Origin of the sequence: Paenibacillus forsythiae T98 (genome assembly GCF_000520735.1) — a bacterium.
GTDB classification, from domain to species: Bacteria; Bacillota; Bacilli; order Paenibacillales; family Paenibacillaceae; genus Paenibacillus_AQ; species Paenibacillus_AQ forsythiae.
Map to the genome: position 1 here is coordinate 1 of NZ_ASSC01000006.1, position 506 is coordinate 506.

The window sequence follows — 506 nt, forward strand, 5'->3', positions numbered from 1 at the left end:
AGCATCGCCTGCAGCGCCGAAATCCGGCGGCAGGCATATCGCTCGCTCATCCAATCCGCCAGCTCCACAAGCTCGGGCGAGAGCGGGGGAATGAGATCGAGCACTTCCTGGATCGGCTTGATTCCCTGGATCGCCTGCACATCGCCATATTCAAGGGAAACGACAAAGCCCTGAACCGTTCGGTGCCCGAATGAAACAGCCACCCGGCTGCCTACCTCAATCCATACTTTTAAAGCTTCCGGAATGGAATAATCGAAGGTTTTGTCGGTGCTGCGCACGGGAACATCGACGATCACCTTGGCGATGTCCATTACAGGCCTTCTTCCGTCAGCCGGTTCGCTGCAATGGCAAGCAGCCGGCGGGCGACCTCGTCCTTCGAGAGCAGCGGCAATTCCTCCACAAGACCTCCCCGGTCATAAATCGAGACAATATTCGTATCGACGCTGAAGCCGGCTCCAGGCATCCCCACGTCATTGGCTACAATCAGATCCAGATTTTTGCGAACC

The 506-nt window shown here is 56.7% G+C and carries 1 protein-coding gene and 1 pseudogene; both read right to left on the reverse strand.

Annotated elements, in window-relative coordinates; translation table 11 throughout:
• Window positions 1-311 (reverse strand): primosomal protein N' family DNA-binding protein (locus tag L692_RS27385; RefSeq protein ID WP_036721069.1); only part of this gene is annotated, 311 nt, incomplete at its 3' end.
• Window positions 311-506: pseudogene (locus L692_RS32240) on the reverse strand (bifunctional phosphopantothenoylcysteine decarboxylase/phosphopantothenate--cysteine ligase CoaBC); the annotation flags it as partial. The pseudogene L692_RS32240 and the gene L692_RS27385, both read right to left, overlap by 1 nt.